General features: G+C 67.8%; 13 protein-coding genes. 8 read left to right on the top strand and 5 right to left on the bottom strand.

Annotated features, from left to right (window positions below):
* Window positions 1-14: 14 nt before the first annotated feature.
* Window positions 15-1,235 (bottom strand): acyl-CoA dehydrogenase family protein, encoded by a 1,221-nt coding sequence (locus ASC87_RS09205; protein WP_056659900.1) that lies wholly within the window; start codon window positions 1,233-1,235, stop codon window positions 15-17.
* Window positions 1,236-1,555: 320 nt separating this feature from the next.
* Here ASC87_RS09205 and ASC87_RS09200 point away from each other — a divergent pair, with 320 nt between their 5' ends.
* The 8 genes from ASC87_RS09200 to ASC87_RS09165 all read left to right on the top strand — a co-directional run bounded on the left by ASC87_RS09200 (window position 1,556) and on the right by ASC87_RS09165 (window position 12,013).
* Window positions 1,556-3,655: a 3-hydroxyacyl-CoA dehydrogenase NAD-binding domain-containing protein gene (locus ASC87_RS09200; RefSeq protein ID WP_056659897.1), complete on the top strand. Its 2,100-nt coding sequence runs from the start codon at window positions 1,556-1,558 to the stop codon at window positions 3,653-3,655.
* 103 nt (window positions 3,656-3,758) lie between these two features.
* Window positions 3,759-4,937 (top strand): acetyl-CoA C-acyltransferase, encoded by a 1,179-nt coding sequence (locus ASC87_RS09195; protein ID WP_056659894.1) that lies wholly within the window; start codon window positions 3,759-3,761, stop codon window positions 4,935-4,937.
* 7 nt (window positions 4,938-4,944) lie between these two features.
* Entirely contained in the window at window positions 4,945-6,030 is a 1,086-nt protein-coding gene (locus tag ASC87_RS09190; RefSeq protein WP_056659892.1) for a phosphotransferase, read from the top strand.
* Between the two features lie 35 nt (window positions 6,031-6,065).
* Complete coding sequence (locus ASC87_RS09185) at window positions 6,066-7,292, top strand: acyl-CoA dehydrogenase family protein (RefSeq protein ID WP_056659889.1); 1,227 nt, start codon at window positions 6,066-6,068, stop codon at window positions 7,290-7,292.
* A 149-nt stretch (window positions 7,293-7,441) separates the two neighbouring features.
* On the top strand, window positions 7,442-9,121 hold the full coding sequence (locus ASC87_RS09180) for a long-chain fatty acid--CoA ligase (RefSeq protein ID WP_056659886.1): 1,680 nt from the start codon (window positions 7,442-7,444) through the stop codon (window positions 9,119-9,121).
* A gap of 198 nt (window positions 9,122-9,319) precedes the next feature.
* Complete coding sequence (locus tag ASC87_RS09175; RefSeq protein WP_369820748.1) at window positions 9,320-10,231, top strand: tripartite tricarboxylate transporter substrate binding protein; 912 nt, start codon at window positions 9,320-9,322, stop codon at window positions 10,229-10,231.
* Between the two features lie 271 nt (window positions 10,232-10,502).
* The gene (locus ASC87_RS09170) at window positions 10,503-11,705 is read left to right on the top strand and encodes a sulfite oxidase (RefSeq protein WP_056659881.1); all 1,203 of its coding nucleotides are present in this window, start codon (window positions 10,503-10,505) and stop codon (window positions 11,703-11,705) included.
* Window positions 11,705-12,013 carry a cytochrome c gene (locus tag ASC87_RS09165; RefSeq protein ID WP_056659877.1) on the top strand — a complete coding sequence of 103 codons (309 nt, stop codon included), beginning with the start codon at window positions 11,705-11,707 and terminating at the stop codon, window positions 12,011-12,013. The genes ASC87_RS09170 and ASC87_RS09165 overlap by 1 nt, the downstream gene beginning before the upstream one ends.
* Window positions 12,014-12,017: 4 nt before the next feature.
* On the opposite strand, the gene ASC87_RS09160 is transcribed toward ASC87_RS09165, so the two are convergent.
* The 4 genes from ASC87_RS09160 to ASC87_RS09145 form a co-directional block, all read right to left on the bottom strand.
* Entirely contained in the window at window positions 12,018-13,541 is a 1,524-nt protein-coding gene (locus tag ASC87_RS09160) for a class I adenylate-forming enzyme family protein (RefSeq protein WP_056659875.1), read from the bottom strand.
* A gap of 12 nt (window positions 13,542-13,553) precedes the next feature.
* Window positions 13,554-14,480, bottom strand: a complete 927-nt coding sequence (locus ASC87_RS09155) for a glyoxylate/hydroxypyruvate reductase A (protein WP_056659872.1) — start codon at window positions 14,478-14,480, stop codon at window positions 13,554-13,556.
* Window positions 14,481-14,494: 14 nt separating this feature from the next.
* The gene (locus ASC87_RS09150; RefSeq protein WP_056659869.1) at window positions 14,495-15,265 is read right to left on the bottom strand and encodes a class II aldolase/adducin family protein; all 771 of its coding nucleotides are present in this window, start codon (window positions 15,263-15,265) and stop codon (window positions 14,495-14,497) included.
* Window positions 15,266-15,300: 35 nt separating this feature from the next.
* The coding region (locus tag ASC87_RS09145; protein ID WP_200954334.1) for an electron transfer flavoprotein subunit alpha/FixB family protein at window positions 15,301-15,725 on the bottom strand (425 nt) is incomplete at its 5' end.

Here is a 15,725-nt window from a genome sequence, read left to right as displayed (position 1 = left end):
CGCTTCCAGGGGGGTCAGAGGCCGAGGATCATCTGCGCGATGATGTTCTTCTGCACTTCGCTCGAACCACCGTAGATGGTGGTCTTGCGGAGGTTGAAGTAGTGGCCGGTACTGCCCACGTCGCGTTGTTCGAACGTGGGGGACAGCGGTTCACCTTGCCAGTCAACCGACAGCCTCTCCGGCGTGTACGGCAGCGCGTACCACCCGAGCGCCTGCATCGTCAGCTCGCCCAGTGTCTGCTGGATCTCCGAGCCCTTGATCTTCAGCATCGAGGCTTCCGGGCCCGGGGGCAGGTGCTTGTCCTCGTTCGAGATGACCTTCAGGTTGGTGATCTCGAGCGCCATCAGCTCCAGTTCGACCTGGGCGATGCGGTCGCGGAAGCGGGCGTCCTCGATGAGGGGGCGACCGTTGTCGCCGGGTTGGCGGCGGGCAAGCGCCTTCAGGCGTTTCAGGGCCGCCTTGGAGCGGCCCACGCCGGCGATGCCGGTGCGCTCGTGGCCCAGCAGGAACTTGGCGTACGTCCAGCCCTTGTTCTCCTCGCCCACGCGGTTCTCGACCGGCACGCGCACATTCTCGAACCAGACCTCGTTCACCTCGTGTTCACCGTCGAGCATGATGATGGGCCGCACGGTGATGCCCGGCGTCTTCATGTCGATCAGCAGGAACGAGATGCCTTCTTGCTGGCGGCCTTCGGTGCTGGTGCGCACGAGGCAGAAGATCCAGTCGGCATGCTGGCCGAGCGTGGTCCAGGTCTTCTGGCCATCGACGATGTAGTGCTCGCCGCCGGCATCGGTGCCGCGCACCGCGCGGGTCTTCAGCGAGGCCAGGTCGGAGCCGGCGCCCGGCTCGGAGTAGCCCTGGCACCACCAATCCTCGGCCGACAGGATGCGGGGCAGGAAGTGGGCCTTCTGTGCCTCGTTCGCGAACTTCATGATCACCGGGGCCACCATCTTCAGGCCGAACGGCAGCTGCATGGGCGTGCCCACGTCGGCGCACTCTTCATCGAAGATGTGGCGCTGCACCGAATTCCACCCCGTGCCGCCGTACTGCTCCGGCCAGCTGCTGCAGCCCCAGCCCTTCGCATGGAGGATCTTCTGCCAGCGTGTGATGTCGGCCGCCTCCAGGCGCTTGCCGAGAGCCTGCCGTTCGCGGATGTCGACCGGCAGCGCCGACTCCAGGAAGCTGCGGACTTCCTTCCGGAACGCCTGCTGTTCGGGGGTGTATTCGAAGTTCATGCGGGTTGTCTCCTCGGCACGTGACGTGGGCAGTTTCATATTCTGCATTGCAAAACACAAAAGTTGAAATCGGAACTTTCCCGATTCCCTAATTCAGCGGTTGTGTCGCCTGGGTGATTGCGCGCCGCGCCATTCTGCAACCTACTCCGAAGTTCCGTGTGGTCCGGCCCGGGATTCGCCTTGTTTACAAGCCTCGGGGGTCTGGCTACGATGGTTCGATTTTCGAGATAAAGGCCTGCACAGCGGAACACGAGACATTCCGCGGCATGTTGTTTCAGGCCCGTTCCATTCCACGTCTGCTGCCAAGAGGAACCCCGAACATGACCCAACAACCATCCACCCGGTACGACGTGCGCGGCACCGTCGCGGTCGTCACGCTGTCGAATCCGCCAGTCAACGGCCTCGGCCACGCGCTGCGTGTCGGCATCGTGAACAGCCTGGACCGCGCACTGGCCGACCCGAAGGTCTCGGCCATCGTCATCACGGGTTCCGACCGGGCGTTTTCGGGTGGTGCCGACGTGCGCGAGTTCGGCACGCCCAAATCCGGCTTCGAACCCAACCTGGGGACGGTGATCAAGGCAGTCGAGAGCTCGACCAAGCCGGTGGTGGCCGCCATTGCCGGCGTGGCGCTGGGGGGCGGGCTGGAGCTGGCCCTCGGCGCGCACTTCCGCGTGGCCAGGCCCGACGCCCAGCTGGGCCTGCCCGAAGTGAAGCTCGGCCTGCTGCCCGGCGCTGGCGGCACGCAGCGCCTGCCGCGCCTCGTGGGCCTGGAGGCCGCGCTCAACATGATCCTGTCGGGTGCACCGGTGCCTGCCGCGACGTTCGCGGGCACCCCGCTGCTCGACGCCATCATCGAAGGCGACCTGGTGGACGGCGCGGTCCAGTTCGCCGAAAAGGCCGTGGCCGACAAGCTGCCGCTCAAGCGTGTGCGCGACCTGAAGGTCAAGCAACCCGACGCCGACGCGTTCCTCCAATTCGCCCGCAACACCGTGGGCGCGGCCTCGAAGAACTTCCCGGCCCCGCTGAAGTGCGTGGAGGCCGTGGCCGCGTCGGTGGGCAAGTCGTTCGACGAAGGCCTGAAGATCGAACGCGAGTTGTTCCTCGGCCTCATGCAGACCCCGGAGTCGCGTGCGCTGCGCCACATCTTCCAGGCTGAACGGGCCGCCTCGAAGGTCGCCGACGTCGGCGACGACACCCCGGTGCGCGCGATCGAGTCGGTGGGCATCATCGGTGCGGGCACCATGGGCGGTGGCATCGCGATGAGCTTCGTCAACGCCGGCATCCCGGTCGTGCTGCTCGAAGCCAGGCAGGAAGCGCTCGACAAGGGCCTCGCCACCATCCGCAAGAACTACGAGAACTCGCTCAAGAAGGGCAAGCTTACGCAGGCCAAGCTCGATGAACGCATGGGGCTCATCACCCCCACGCTGAGCTACGACGGCTTTCGCAACGTGGACCTCGCCATCGAGGCCGTGTTCGAAAGCATCGAGGTCAAGGAGACCGTGTTCAAGACGCTCGACGAGGTGATGAAGCCGGGTTCGATCCTGGCCTCCAACACGTCGGCGCTGAACCTCGACCAGATCGCCGCGTTCACGAAACGCCCGCAGGACGTGATCGGCCTGCACTTCTTCAGCCCGGCCAACGTGATGCGCCTGCTCGAGGTGGTGCGCGGCGCCAAGACCGGCAAGGACGTGCTCGCCACGTCGATGCAGCTCGCGAAGAAGATCAAGAAGATCGCCGTGGTGTCAGGCGTGTGCGACGGGTTCATCGGCAACCGCATCGTGGCCCGCTACGGCATGGCCGCGAACGACCTGATCAACGCAGGCGCCCTGCCGCAGCAGGTGGACGCCGCGCTGCAGAAGTTCGGCCTCGCGATGGGCATCTTCCGCATGGGTGACCTGGCCGGCCTCGACATCGGCTACGCCGGCCGCAAGCGCCGCCGGGAAGCCAACCCCGCAGCCTACACCCCCATCGTGGCCGACCGCCTGGCCGAAGCCGGCCGCTTCGGCCAGAAGACCGGCGCGGGCTGGTACCGCTACGAAGCCGGCAAGCGCGACCCCATCCCGGACCCCGTGGTCGAGCAGATGATCACCGACTTCCGCAAGGAACGTGGCATCACCCCGCGCAAGATCAGCGACGAGGACATCATCGAGCGCACCATCTTCGCGATGGTCAACGAAGGTGCCCGCATCGTCGAAGAGGGCATCGCGCAACGCGCGTCCGACATCGACATCGTGTACCTGAACGGCTACGGCTTCCCGGCCCACCGCGGCGGCCCCATGCTGTATGCCGACCAGGTGGGTCTCGCGAACGTGGTGCGTGCGCTCAAGCGCATCGCTGCCGAACCGGGTGTCGACGTGAAGTTCTGGACGCCGGCGCCGCTGCTGGTGAAGCTGGCCGAAGAAGGCAAGAACTTCAACTGACGCCCCGCAGGCGCGAAACGCGCGCCGCCCGGCGTCACCCCGGCGAAGGCCGGGGTCCCCACCTTCCCACGGCGAACCGCCGACAAATTCCAAGGACATCCCCATGACCGACGCCGTCATCGTCTCCACCGCCCGCACCGGCCTCGCCAAGAGCTGGAAGGGTGCCTTCAACATGACCTACGGCGCCACCCTCGGCGCCCATTCTGTACAACACGCCGTGGCGCGCGCCGGCATCGACCCGGCCGAGGTCGAGGACGTGTTTTTCGGCGGCTCGCTGTCCGAAGGCACCACCGGCGGCAACGTGGCCCGTGCCATCGCGCTGCGCGCGGGCCTGCCGGTCACCACGGCCGGGGTCACCATCAACCGCTTCTGCTCGTCGGGCCTGCAGGCCATCGCGATGGCCGCGCACAGCGTGATCGTCGACGGCGCGCAGGTGGTGGTGGGCGGTGGTGTCGAGTCCATCTCGTGTGTGCAGAACGAGGTCAATCGCCACATGCGCGCCGACCCGTGGCTCGTCGAACACAAGCCCGAAATCTACTGGAGCATGTTGCAGACGGCCGAACAGGTGGCGTCGCGCTACAAGATCTCCAAGGAACTGCAGGACGAGTACGGCGTGCGCAGCCAGTTGCGTGCGGCCGCCGCGCAGGCCGCCGGCAAGTTCAACGACGAGATCGTGCCCATGACCACCGTGATGGGCGTGGCCGACAAGGAAACCGGCCGCCTGGCCACGAAGGAAGTGACGATCTCGTCGGACGAAGGCATCCGCGCCGACACCACGATCGAAGGCGTCTCGAAGATCCGTTCGGCGCTGCCGGGCGGCGTGATCACCGCCGGCAACGCGAGCCAGTTCTCCGACGGTTCGTCGGCCGTGGTCGTGATGAACGGCAAGCTCGCCGAGCAGCGTGGCATCCAGCCGCTGGGCATCTTCCGCGGGTTCGCGGTGGCCGGCTGCGAGCCGGACGAGATGGGCATCGGCCCGGTGTTCGCCATCCCCAAGCTGTTGAAGCAGACCGGCCTGAAGGTCTCCGACATCGGCTTGTGGGAGCTGAACGAGGCCTTTGCCGTGCAGGTCATCTACTGCCGCGACAAGCTGGGCATCCCCGACGACCGCCTGAACGTCAACGGCGGCGCCATCGCGGTGGGCCACCCGTACGGTGTCACCGGCGCCCGCCTGACCGGCCACGCGCTGATCGAAGGCAAGCGCCGCGGCGCCAGGTACGTCGTCGTGACGATGTGCATCGGCGGCGGCCAGGGCGCCGCCGGCCTCTTCGAAGTGGTGTGACACACCCATGAGCGACACGGACAAGTTCGTCGGCACCCGCCCCGTTTCAGAAGCCCAGGCCTTCGACGTCGAACGCCTGGCGGGCTACATGCGCCAGCATGTAGCCGGCTTCCGTGGCGACCTGGTGGTCGAGCAGTTCAAGGGCGGGCAGTCGAACCCCACGTTCCGCCTCAGCGCCGGCGGCAAACGCTACGTGATGCGCCGCAAGCCGAAGGGCGTGCTGCTCCCGTCCGCCCACGCGGTGGACCGCGAGTTCCGTGTCATCAGCGCACTCGCGAAGACGGACGTGCCGGTGGCCAAGGCCTACGCGCTGTGCGAGGACACCGAGGTCATCGGCACCATGTTCTACATCATGGACTGCGTGGACGGCCGCATCATGTGGGACCCCACGGTGCCCGAGGCACGCGACAACGCCGAGCGCACCGCCATCTTCGACGAGATGAACCGCGTGATCGCCGCGTTGCACTCGGTGGACCCGGTGGCCGTGGGCCTGGGCGACTACGGCAAGCCCGGCAACTACATCGAGCGCCAGGTGGCCCGCTGGACGAAGCAATACCGTGCGGCCGAAACCGAAAAGATCGATGCGGTGGACAGCCTGATCGACTGGCTGCCGCAGCACATCCCGGCCGGCGACGAGACCCGCATCGTCCACGGCGACTACCGCCTGGACAACATGGTCTTTCACCCCACCGAACCCCGCGTGCTCGCGGTGCTCGACTGGGAACTCTCCACGCTCGGCCACCCACTCGTCGACTTCGCGTACCACTGCATGACGTGGCGCATGCCCGCCAACGTGGCGCGCGGCCTGGCCGGGGCCGACCTGAAGCAACTGGGCATCCCGTCCGAATCCGAGTACGTCCAGGCGTACATGAAACGCACAGGTCGTGGCACCTCGGCGACTGTCACGCCCGATCAGTGGTCTTACTATCTGGTGTTCAACATGTTCCGCCTGGTAGGCATCCTGCAGGGCATCACCGCCCGAGCGTTGCAGGGCAATGCCTCCAGCACCGAAGCATTGGCCGCCGGCAAGCGCACCCGGCCCCTCGCCGAGCAGGCGTGGGAACTCGCGCAAACCATCGTCAGCACCCGCTGACGACCGCGGACCGTTCACCACGACGAGGAGATACGATGGATTTCGAATACACCGACAAGGTCAAGGGCCTGCAGAAGCGCGTCACCGAGTTCATGGAAGACCACGTGTATCCCGCCGAGGCCGTGTTCGAGCACCAGCTCGAAGGCTTCCGCCGGGCCGGCAACGCGTGGCAGCCCACCCCCATCATCGAGGAACTGAAAGGCAAGGCGAAGGCCGCCGGCCTCTGGAACCTGTTCTTGCCCGAGTCGAAGCTGGGCGCAGGCCTCACGAACCTCGAGTACGCCCCACTCGCCGAGATCATGGGCCGCTCCGGCATCGGCCCCGAGCCGTTCAACTGCTCGGCGCCCGACACCGGCAACATGGAAACCATCGTGCGCTATGGCACGCCGGAGCAGCAGGAACAATGGCTCAAGCCGCTGCTGGACGGCACCATCCGCTCCGCGTTTGCGATGACCGAACCGGCCGTGGCCTCGTCCGACGCCACCAACATCGAATCGAGCATCCAGCGTGATGGCGACCACTACGTGCTGAACGGCCGCAAGTGGTGGACGTCCGGCGCGAACGACCCGCGCTGCAAGGTCATGATTTTCATGGGCAAGTCGGATCCCACCCACCAGAACCGCCACCAGCAGCAGTCGATGATCCTGGTGCCCATGGACACCCCGGGGGTCAAGGTGCTGCGCCACCTGCCGGTGTTCGGTTTCGACGACGCCCCCCACGGTCACGCCGAGATCGACTTCGAGAACGTGCGCGTGCCGGCGTCCAACATGCTGCTGGGTGAAGGCCGCGGCTTCGAGATCGCCCAGGGCCGCCTCGGCCCGGGCCGCATCCACCATTGCATGCGCCTCATCGGCCGCGCCGAACGCGCGCTCGAGATGATGTGCAAGCGGGCCCTGAGCCGCACCGCGTTCGGCCGCAAGATCGCCGACCAGGGCGTGACCCGTGAACGCATCGCCAACTCGCGCATCCTGATCGACCAGGCAAGGTTCCTCGTGCTGAATGCCGCCTTCAAGATGGACAAGGTGGGCAACAAGCACGCCCGCCAGGAAATCGCGATGATCAAGGTGGCCGCACCGGCCATGGCGTGCCAGGTGATCGACTGGGCCATGCAGGTGCACGGCGGCGGCGCCATGAGCGACGAGTTCGGCCTGGCCCACGCCTACGCCAGCGCCCGCTCGCTGCGGTTCGCCGACGGTCCGGACGAAGTGCACCGCAACGCCATCGCCAAGGAAGAACTGAGCCGCTACCTGCAGAAGCCCTGACCGCGTGACGCCCGCGGGCCTCCGGGCCCGCGGACCATCGAACCGACACCGCTTGCTCGACCTGGGGTTTCCGTGCGCTCTGCTTGCAGTACTTTTCTCTGCCGTTGTTCTATCGTTCAACCTTCTCGCGACCTCGTGAAAGCAGCCTGATGTCAGACCGCCACCGCCCCCACTGGCCGCCGGGGTTGCCGGCCCACCTGACGCTGCCCGAGACCAACGTCTGGTTCAACGCCGAAGTCTCCGCCGCGCGGTTCCCCGACAAGCCGTACATCGTCTTCTACGACACGGCCATCACGTTCCGCGAGTTCAAGGCGGAAGCCGAGCGCATCGCCGGGTTCCTGCAACAGGAATGCCACGTCAAGGCCGGTGACCGCGTGCTGCTGTACATGCAGAACAGCCCGCAATGGATGCTGGCGTACTACGGCATCCTGCGGGCCAACGCGGTGGTGGTGCCGGTCAACCCGATGAACCGCACCGCCGAGCTCGGGCACTACGTGCACAACAGCGGGGCCACCACGGCCCTCGTGCCACAAGACCTCTTCGACCAGATCGAACCGCTGCTGGGCGATGGTGCCGGACAGGGGCTGAAGCACCTGGTCGTCGCCACCTACAGCGACTACCTGAAGAACCCCACCGACCTGCCCGTGCCCGACTTCGTGCGCGCGCCGCGCCAGCCGCTCACACGCCCGGGCGTCACGCCGTGGACCGACGTGCTTGCCCGCGACCTGGCACCGGGGCCGCTCACCGCCGGCCCCGACGACGTGTGCGTGATGCCGTACACGTCGGGCACCACCGGCAACCCGAAGGGTTGCGTGCACACGCACCGCAGCGTGATGTGCACGCTGCTGGGCGGCCTGCAGTGGTTCAACCGCACGCAAGACACCGTGTACCTCTCGGTGCTGCCGTTCTTCCACGTGACCGGCATGGCCGGCGGCCTGAACGGCCCGCTGTTCTCGGGCGGCACGGTGGTGGTGTTGCCACGCTGGGACCGCGTCGCGGCGGCCCGCCTGATCGAGCGCTACCGCGTGTCGTCGTGGCAGGTGATCTCCACGATGATGATCGACTTCCTGTCGAACGACGACGTGCTGCCGTACGACATCTCGAGCCTCGACGGCGTGCGCGGCGGCGGCGCGGCGATGCCCGAGGCCATCGCCCACAAGCTCCACGAGCGCACCGGGCTGTTCTACGTGGAAGGCTACGGCATGTCGGAGACGATGGCCGCCACCCACATCAACCCGCCGCACCGCCCCAAGGCGCAGTGCCTGGGCATCCCGGTGTACGACGTGGATGCACGTGTCGTGGATCCGGCCACGATGACCGAGGTGGGCGTGGGCGAAACCGGCGAGATCGTCGTGCACGGCCCGCAGGTGATGCAGGGCTACTGGAACAATCCCGAGGCCACGCGGGCCGCGTTCGTCGAGATCGGCGGCAAGCGGTTCCTGCGCACCGGCGACCTGGCCCGGATCGACGAGGACGGCTACTTCTTCATGGTGGATCGCCTGAAACGCATGATCAATGCGTCGGGCTTCAAGGTATGGCCAGCGGAAGTGGAAAGCCTGATGTACCGCCACCCGGCCATCCAGGAAGTGTGCGTGATCGCGGCCAGCGACGTGAAACGCGGCGAGACCGTCAAGGCGCTCGTGGTGTTGCGCCCCTCCCACGTGGGCCAGGTCACCGAACAGGACATCGTGGCCTGGGCGCACGAGCACATGGCGGTCTACAAGAGCCCGCGTCTCGTCGAGTTCGTCCCCTCGCTGCCCAAATCCGGCTCCGGCAAGGTGATGTGGCGGGAACTGCAGGAACAAGAGGCGGCCAAGCGATCCGGGTAAATCCCGGAAGCGGCCCCTGACCCTGCGGCGCAGACTCGGGCGCGCGGGCCAGAAGACAACCACCAGAGCGCAGGCTCCCTCTCTTCGGGCAATCCCCTCGCCCGCCCAGCGTCCACTTTCAGGAGACCGTCCGTGAAACCACGCGTTCATCGCCGCAGCGTGCTGCTCGGCGCGATCGGCACCGCCCTCCTCCCGGCCATGGGCACCGCCCAGCCCCAGGCATTCCCCAACAAGCCCATCACCATCATCGTGCCGTGGCCCGCCGGCGGCTCCACCGACCGCCACCACCGCGCGCTCGCGGAGATCGCCGGCAAGTACCTGGGCCAGCAGATCATCATCGAGAACAAGCCCGGTGCCGGCGGCACGCTGGGCCCGGGTGCGATGGCCCTGACGGCCAAGCCCGATGGCTACACGATCTCCCAGTTCCCGATGGGCATGCTGCGGGTGCCCCACATGCAGAAGGTGCCGTGGAACCCCATCACCGACTTCACGTTCATCATCGGCATCTCTGGCTACACGTTCGGCTTCACGGTGCGCGCCGACTCGCCGTACAAGACCTTCAACGAGTACATCGACGCGGCCCGCAAGAACCCCGGCAAGATCGACTACGGCTCCACCGGCATCGGCACGTCGCCGCACCTGCTGATGGAAGAAGTCTCGGCGAATGCGAAGGTGCAGTTGAACCACATCCCGTTCAAGGGCAACGCCGACCTGATGCAGGCGCTGCTGGGCGGCCACGTGATGGCGCAGAGCGACGCCTCGGGCTGGGACAAGTTCGTCGACAACGGCCAGATGCGCCTGCTGGTGACCTTCGGCGACAAGCGCACGAAACGCTGGCCGCAGGTGCCCACCGCGAAGGACCTGGGCTACAACGTGGTCTCCACGTCGCCGTATGGCCTCGTGGGCCCGAAGGGCATGGACCCGGCCGTGGTGAATGTGTTGCACGACGCCTTCAAGAAGGCGCTCGACGACCCCAAGCATGCCGAGATCATGGCGCAACTGAACCAGGATGTCTGGTACCGCAGCGGGGAGGACTATGCGCGATGGGCGCGGGAGACGTACGTGAAGGACAAGCGCCTGATCGAGCGCCTGGGACTGGCCATGAAATAGGGCCCCCCGTCGCTTCGCTCCTGCCCCCGAGGGGCGCCCGCGGTCGCCCGGGGGACCCGGGCTCGGCGGTAGCTTGATCTGGCGCTTCGCTTTGCTCGCTTGTTCTTGGTGTGGCTCCGGTCGGGGTGTGGGTCCCTGCCTGATCACGTGGCGGCTTGCACTCCCTAGAACCCGCTGAAGGGTTGCGGGATGTATCGCATCCGGCGTCACCGGCGCGATGCTGCAATACTCGCCCGCGCAAAAACCGAGCCCCCCCTTTTCCGGAGACCCCATGACTGCCACGACCACCTCGATCCCACGCCGCCATCTGCTCGCCGGCTCCGCCGGTGCCCTTGCCGCCGCCGGCCTGGGCTCATGGTCGGGTGCTGCGACCGCGCAGGCGAAGGCCCTGCCCGAGTACGCTGCCTGGAAGGACGCGGCCAGCCTCATCGTTCACAGCAGCACCACCATCGAGACCAAACGCAGCGCGTTCGGCAGCAGCGTGATCACACCGGCCGAGCAGCTCTACATCCGCAACAACCTGCCCACGCCACCCGCGTCCATCGTGGCGGACCGCGACGCGTGGGCCGTGTCGATCGAGGGTGTGCGCAACCCGCGCACGCTGACCGTCGCCGAGCTCAAGACCCTCGGCCTCGATTCGGTGGCCACCGTGCTGCAGTGTTCGGGCAATGGCCGCGGGTTCTTCCCGCACAAGCCGAGCGGCACGCCATGGACGGTGGGTGCGGCCGGGTGTGTCGTGTGGAGCGGCGTGCCGCTGCGCGCCGTGGTGGAGGCCCTCGGGGGCCTGGCCGATGCCTCGCTCGGGTACCTGACGGGCACTGGCGGCGAGAAGCTGCCCGAGGGCGTGGACCCGCAAAGCGTGGTGGTGGAACGCTCGCTGCCCATCAAGGCGCTGGGCGATGCCCTGCTGGCGTGGGAGATGAACGGCGCCCCGCTGCCGCTCGCGCACGGCGGCCCGCTGCGCCTCGTGGTGCCGGGGTACCAAGGCGTCAACAACATCAAGTACGTCAAGCGCGTGGCCTTCACCGCGAAGGAGTCCGACGCGAAGATCATGCAGCACGGCTACCGCATCACCCCGCTCGGCGCAAAGGCCGACCCGAGCCAGGCGTCGGTGCTCGAGGTGAACGTGAAGTCGTGGATCAACGCGCCGCACCCGGACACCGGCACGGTCAAGGCCGGCTTGCTGCAGGTGCACGGCGTGGCGTTCAGCGGCACGAGCCCTGTGACGAAGGTGGAGATCTCGGTGGACGGCGGCAAGGTGTGGCACACCGCCGGTTTCGTGGGCCCCGACCTCGGCCGTTTCGCGTGGCGCCAGTTCGCGTCGCAGCTCAAGATCCCTGCCGGCAAGTACACGATGGTGAGCCGCGCCACGGATGCTGCCGGCAACGTGCAGCCCGAGCAGCGCCTCGAGAACGTCAGCGGCTACGGCAACAACAGCTGGGCCGACCACGCGGTGCAGGTCACGGTGGCCTGATGCGGCACACGCTGTGGCTGCTGGCCCTGGCGGCCGCACCGGTACTGGCGGCCGGCGACGACCTCGCCGTGGGCAAGGCCCTGTTCGTGAACGGTGCGGTGCCGGCCTGCGCCGTGTGCCACACCCTGAAGGACGCGGGCACCACCGGCGAGGTGGGTCCGGTGCTCGACGAACTGAAACCGTCGGCCGACCGCGTGGCGGCCGCGTTGCGCAACGGCGTGGGGTTGATGCCGTCGTACAAGGACTCGCTCACCGACGCCCAGATCCGCGCCATCGCGCGCTACGTGGCCAGCGTCAGCGGCCGGTGACGGATCACCGGTCCACGTAGCGATCGCGCAGCTCGCGCTTGAGCACCTTGCCGATCGCGCTGCGCGGCAGTTCGTCGATCCATTGCAGGCCGGCCAGCCGCTGGGTCTTGCCCACCTGCTGGTTCACCCACTGCAGCACCACGTCGGCCTCGGCCGCCGAGCCGGGCCGCCGCACGGCAAAGGCCACCGGCGTTTCGCCCCACTGCACCGACGGCACACCCACCACGGCCGCATCGGCCACGGCCTCGTGCTGCCGCAACACGGCCTCGAGGTCGCTCGGGTAGATGTTGAAGCCGCCGCTGATCACCATGTCCTTCTTGCGGTCGAACAGCGTCAGGAACCCGTCGGCATCGAAGCGGCCCACGTCACCGGTGCGGATGAACCGCTTGCCATCGGGTGCGAACCACTCGGCCTCGCGTGTCTTCTCGGGCTGGCCGTGATAGCCGCTCATCATGCCCGGTGAATGGCCCACCACCTCGCCCGCCTCGCCGGGGGCCACTTCCACGCCCGCGTCGTCGATGAGCCGGATGTCGTGGCCCTCCGCGGGGCGGCCCACGGTGTGCAGCTTGGTGGGGTTCAGGTGGGCTTCGAGGATGCAGGTGCCACCGCCCTCGGTCATGCCGTAGAACTCGACGAGACCGCCAGGCCAGCGCTTCAGCACGTCCGCCTTGAGCGCAGCGCCGAAGGGCGCGCTGGTGCAGAACTTGAACTTGAACGACGACAGGTCGTGGCGGTCGAAGTCGGGGTGGGCCATCAGGCGCTGGTACTGCACGGGCACCAGCATCGTGTGGGTCACGCGATGCCGCTCGGCAAGCGCCAGGTACGCCCCCGCATCGAACTTCGGCATCAGCACCACGGTGCCGCCCCACGCGATGGTGGGGAAGAACACCACGAGCGTGGTGTTGGAGTACAGCGGGGTGGACAGCAGCGTCACGCCGTCGGGTCCGCCGTACTGGTACGTGGCCGCACGCCGAACGTGCGCCCAGCGCATGCTGTGAGGTTGAACGATGCCCTTCGGGGCACCCGTGGTGCCCGATGAATAGATGATGTTGAACGGCCACGACGGCTCGGGATGCACCGGCGCAGGCCGCGTGCCCTCGGCCACCAGCCAGCTGTCGAGCCCGCCGTCGAGCCGCACGCGGCGCGTGCTGGCCAACGCCACGGTGCCGGTGGCGCTGGCATCGGTGAACAGCAGCTTCGCATCGGCGTCGGCCAGCATCCTGACGATGCTCGCCGGGGTCGATCCCGGGGCCAGCGGCGCCACCACGGCGCCTGCGCGCAGCGCCCCGAGGAACACGGCCGCGTACGGCACCGTCATCGTGCCGCAGATCGCGATGGTGTCACCGGGCTCGAGTCCGTCGCGCTGCAGGCTCGCGGCGATGCGGTCCATCAGTGCGTCGAGTGCGGCGTATGACAGGGTCTGGTCCGGGTCCACCAGCGCGGCGCGCGCCGGGGTGTGTCCGGCGTGGTGGCGGACGAGGTCGGCGATCACGCCGAAGTCGCGGATGAACAGGTCTTGCAGGGCCATGGGGTTCAGTGCTCAGTAACCCGCGGTGCGGTCCACCGCGAGGGCCGGTGTGTGCCCCGCGCAGGCACTCCGCCACGCGTCCACGCACTGCTGGGCCACCACGTCGAACGACGCCTGGGCGGCGATGTGGGGCGTGGCCGACACCTTCGGGTGCGACCACACCCAGTTGTCGGCCGGTGGTGGCTCGCGGTCGAACACGTCGAGCGCGGCACCGGCAAGGTGCTCGTCGTCGAGCAGCGCGCGCAGGTCGGTTTCATCGAGCTGTTCACCCCGGCCCACGTTCACCACGAACGCGCCACGCGGCAACTGCCCGAGGGTGTGGCGGTTCATCAGGTGGCGGGTCTCGGGCGTGAGCGGCAGCGCGCACACGAGGATGTCGGTGTGCGCGAGGAAGCGGTGCAGCGCGTCGTGGCCGGCGTGGCACTGGATGCCCGGCAGCACACGCGGGCTGCGGCTCCAGCCGGCCACCGGATAGCCGAGCGGTGCAAACGCCCGCGCGATGGCCTGGCCCACGGCACCCAGGCCCATCACCCCCACGCGGCATTGCGACGCCAGGCGCACCGGGTGGCGGCGCCACTGTGCGGCGGCCTGCTGCCGCGCATACAACGGCAGGTCGCGCGTGAACGCGAGCGTCTGGGCCACCACGTACTGCGCGATCTCGACCCCCTGCGCGGGATCGACCACCCGCGTGAGCGGCACGGTGGCCGGGAGGTCTTCGACGAGCAGCTTGTCGACGCCCGCACCGGTGGAACACAGCACCTTGAGGTTCGGGTACTTCGGCACGATGCCTGCCTTCATGCGCCACGCGAGGATGGCCTCCACCTGGCCGGGCGGCGGGTCATCGGTTTCGGTCCACACGGCCACATCGGGCGCGGCGCGGCGCAGGGCTTCGGCGAATGGGGCCGACGGCAACGGGTTCGACAGGACGAGGATGGCCATGGCGCGCGGGCCTCTCAGGCGTCGTAGCCGGGATTGCGGCGGTCGAGCCGGCGCAGCAGGCCGGGCCACACGAGGTTCGCGCCCAGGCCCTTGCTGACCTCACGTGCCTGCTGGCCCATGGTGTCGATGATGGACTGCGGCACGAGCGTGAGCGGTGTGCCTCCCGACTGCGCGAGGATCTGGATGCGGCACGCCGTCTCCAGTGTGTACATCGCCTGGAACGCCTCGGCCACCGAACGGCCGCACGTCAGCAACCCGTGGTTGCGCAGCACCATGCTGTTGGCGGTGCCGAGGTCAGCCACGAGCCGCGCCTTTTCCTCGTCGCGCAACGCCACCCCTTCGTAGGCGTGGTACGCGAGGTTGGTGAGGGGGAAACCCGACTGTTGAGAGATGGGCAACAGCCCGCCGGCCTGTGCCGACACCGCCACGCCATGCAATGTGTGGGTGTGCAGCACGCAATTGACCGTGGGGCGGGCCTCGTGCACGGCGCTGTGGATGACAAAGCCGGCCGGGTTCACCGGGTACGGCGACGGCATCAGCGGCTTGCCATGGTGATCGACCTTGATCAGGCTCGACGCCGTGATCTCCTCGAAGAACAACCCGTACGGGTTGATCAGGAACTGGTGCTCTTCTCCCGGCACACGCACCGAGATGTGCGTGAAGACCAGGTCGTCCCACCCGAAGAGCGCCACCAGGCGGTAGGCGGCGGCCAGGTCGACCCGGGCGCGCCACTCCTCGGGTGACACCAGGTCGCGAACAGAAGGAATGTCGGACGGGTTGTTCATTCGGTTCGCTCCGGGTGGGTGCTGCTTCGATCGGGTCAGAGAGCTTGCACGAACTCCGGTACCGCAGTGAACAGGTCGGCCTCCAGGCCGTAGTCGGCCACGCTGAAGATGGGCGCCTCGGGGTCCTTGTTGATGGCCACGATGACCTTGGAGTCCTTCATGCCGGCCAGGTGCTGGATGGCCCCCGAGATGCCCGCGGCGATGTACAGCTGCGGGGCCACGATCTTGCCGGTCTGGCCCACTTGCCAGTCGTTCGGTGCGTAGCCTGCGTCCACCGCCGCGCGGCTGGCGCCCAGGGCCGCGCCGAGCTTGTCGGCCAGCGGCGTGAGCACCTCGTTGAACTTGTCGCTGCTGCCCAGCGCCCGGCCGCCCGAGACGATGATCTTCGCGGCGGTGAGTTCCGGGCGCGCCTGCTGGGCAACCGACTCCCGCATTCCCTTGCTCGCCGTGTCGTTCGCCC

This window comes from Rhizobacter sp. Root1221 (genome assembly GCF_001425785.1).
Lineage (GTDB): Bacteria > Pseudomonadota > Gammaproteobacteria > Burkholderiales > Burkholderiaceae_C > Rhizobacter.
Note: the sequence above shows the minus strand (reverse complement) of the source record. Positions and strands in the feature narration are given on the sequence as shown.

Coding starts and splice junctions, on each gene's coding strand:
- ASC87_RS09195 (WP_056659894.1), top strand. CDS start 3,759: ATGACCGACGCCGTCATCGTCTCCACCGCCCGCACCGGCCTCGCCAAG.
- ASC87_RS09170 (WP_056659881.1), top strand. CDS start 10,503: ATGACTGCCACGACCACCTCGATCCCACGCCGCCATCTGCTCGCCGGC.
- ASC87_RS09165 (WP_056659877.1), top strand. CDS start 11,705: ATGCGGCACACGCTGTGGCTGCTGGCCCTGGCGGCCGCACCGGTACTG.
- ASC87_RS09160 (WP_056659875.1), bottom strand. CDS start 13,541: ATGGCCCTGCAAGACCTGTTCATCCGCGACTTCGGCGTGATCGCCGAC.
- ASC87_RS09205 (WP_056659900.1), bottom strand. CDS start 1,235: ATGAACTTCGAATACACCCCCGAACAGCAGGCGTTCCGGAAGGAAGTC.
- ASC87_RS09175 (WP_369820748.1), top strand. CDS start 9,320: ATGGGCACCGCCCAGCCCCAGGCATTCCCCAACAAGCCCATCACCATC.
- ASC87_RS09185 (WP_056659889.1), top strand. CDS start 6,066: ATGGATTTCGAATACACCGACAAGGTCAAGGGCCTGCAGAAGCGCGTC.
- ASC87_RS09155 (WP_056659872.1), bottom strand. CDS start 14,480: ATGGCCATCCTCGTCCTGTCGAACCCGTTGCCGTCGGCCCCATTCGCC.
- ASC87_RS09200 (WP_056659897.1), top strand. CDS start 1,556: ATGACCCAACAACCATCCACCCGGTACGACGTGCGCGGCACCGTCGCG.
- ASC87_RS09150 (WP_056659869.1), bottom strand. CDS start 15,265: ATGAACAACCCGTCCGACATTCCTTCTGTTCGCGACCTGGTGTCACCC.
- ASC87_RS09180 (WP_056659886.1), top strand. CDS start 7,442: ATGTCAGACCGCCACCGCCCCCACTGGCCGCCGGGGTTGCCGGCCCAC.
- ASC87_RS09190 (WP_056659892.1), top strand. CDS start 4,945: ATGAGCGACACGGACAAGTTCGTCGGCACCCGCCCCGTTTCAGAAGCC.